The organism is Peterkaempfera griseoplana, from assembly GCF_001418575.1.
In the GTDB taxonomy this organism is placed as follows: Bacteria; Actinomycetota; Actinomycetes; order Streptomycetales; family Streptomycetaceae; genus Peterkaempfera; species Peterkaempfera griseoplana.
In genome coordinates this window covers 1-1760 of sequence record NZ_LIQR01000234.1, presented here as the reverse complement: position 1 = coordinate 1760, position 1760 = coordinate 1, and the positions used below count along the sequence as shown (strand labels likewise).

The window sequence follows — 1760 nt, the reverse complement described above, 5'->3', positions numbered from 1 at the left end:
GCCACCACCAGCACCATGCCGAAGAGCGCCGAGGCGGTCAGCCGGGTGTCCAGGTCCGCCGCCAGCTCCCCCTGCCGCACGGCGTCGTCCAGCACCCCGGCGACCACCGACACCGCCTCGTCCCGCAGCAGCCGCAGGGTGTCGTGCCAGGCCCGGTTGGTGCGCCAGGTCTCCGCGACGAAGAGCTGGGCGAAGGACGGGTAGGCGGCGATGAACTCCAGCCCCGCCCGGATCATCGCGTCCAGGCCCTCCAGCGGCGGCCGGTCGGCGGCGGCGCTCCGCAGCGAGTCGGTGAGCAGGCCGACGCCGTGCCGCAGCAGCCCCTCGAACAGCTCCGTCTTGCTGGCGAAGTTGTAGTAGACGGTCCCCTTGGCGACCCCGGCCCGCTCGGCGATCTCCTCCACCGTGGTGGCGGAGAAGCCCTGTTCGGCGATGAGGGTCACCGCGGCCTCGTACAGGCGCTGCCGGGTGGCGCTGCGGCGGGTACTGGTGCTGCTGCTCATGGCCGTATTCTCGCGGGTCGCGCCCACGGCCGCCGCGGCGGTCACAGTGCCAGCTCCGGGTGGAGCCGGGAGAGCGACCAGACCTGCTGCCGGCGTGCGGTCAGGGCGGTCAGGGCGAGGGCGGCGGCCAGGAAGGCGGTCAGCACCGCGCAGCCCGTCCACACCGGCCCCAGGTCGCCGCCGCTGACCAGCCGGCGCAGGCCCTGCACCACATAGGTCATCGGCAGCAGGGGGTGCAGGACACCGAAGAACCGCGGGCTGGTCTCCACCGGGTAGGTGCCGCCGGCCGAGGTGAGCTGGAGCATCAGCAGGGCGAGGGCCAGCAGCCGCCCCGCCGGGCCGAAGCGGGCGTTCAGCCACTGCATGATCGCGGTGAAGCAGGCCACGGTGAGCAGCGCATAGCCCACCACCCCGGCGCCGCGCTGCAGTTGCAGCCCCACCCCCCAGTGCAGCACCGCCAGCAGCGCCCCGGCCTGGAGCACCCCGATCCCGGCGGCGGGCAGCCAGCCGGCGACCGCGACCCGCCAGGAGGGGGCGTTGGCGGCGAGCGCGCGGGGGCTGAGCGGGCGCAGCAGCATATAGGCGACCATGGCGCCGACCCACAGGGCGAGCGGGATGAAGTACGGGGCGAAGCCGGTGCCGTAGTTGGGCGCCTTGTTGAGTTCGTTCCTGGCCAGCTGGACCGGGTCGCTCATGGCGGCGGCGCGGGCGTCGCGCTGCGCCCGGTCGTAGTCGGGGATCTTCCCGGCGCCGTCGCGCAGGCCGCTCGCCAGGGTGCCGGAGCCGTCCGTCAGCGAGCCGAGGCCGCTGTCCAGGCGCTGGGCGCCGTCGGCCAGCGTGCCGAGGCCGCCGTCCAGGCGCTGGGCGCCCGTGGAGAGCTGGAAGAGCCCACCGCTGAGCGACCTGGCGCCGTCCGCGAGATCGCCCAGCCCGGAGTCGAGGGTCCGGGCCCCGGTGAGGGCCTGGCCGGTGCCCCGGTGCAGGGCGGCGGAGCCGGTGGCCAGCCGGTGCACGCCCGTGTTGAGCCGGTTGACGTCGGCCACGGCCTGGTCGAAGTCCTGGGCCAGGCCCGGCCTGGACAGCTGGCGGGCGAGCCGTTCGACCCGGGTGGCGTCGGCGGCCAGCTGGTCGAGGCGCGGTGTCATCTGCTGTACGGCGTCGTCGAGTTGCCCGGCGGCGGCGACCACCTCGTGGGCGGCGCGGTCGGCCTGGCCGAGGGCGGCGCAGTCGGCGGCGCTGTTCGGGGCGGTGTTCTTC

General features: G+C 75.1%; 2 protein-coding genes. Both read right to left on the bottom strand.

All coding sequences use genetic code 11. From position 1 onward, the window contains the following. On the bottom strand, positions 1–503 hold a 503-nt coding region (locus AOK09_RS18165; RefSeq protein ID WP_055588258.1), incomplete at its 3' end, for a TetR/AcrR family transcriptional regulator. A gap of 41 nt (positions 504–544) precedes the next feature. Then, the coding region (locus AOK09_RS18160) for a YhgE/Pip family protein (protein ID WP_157875939.1) at positions 545–1760 on the bottom strand (1216 nt) is incomplete at its 5' end.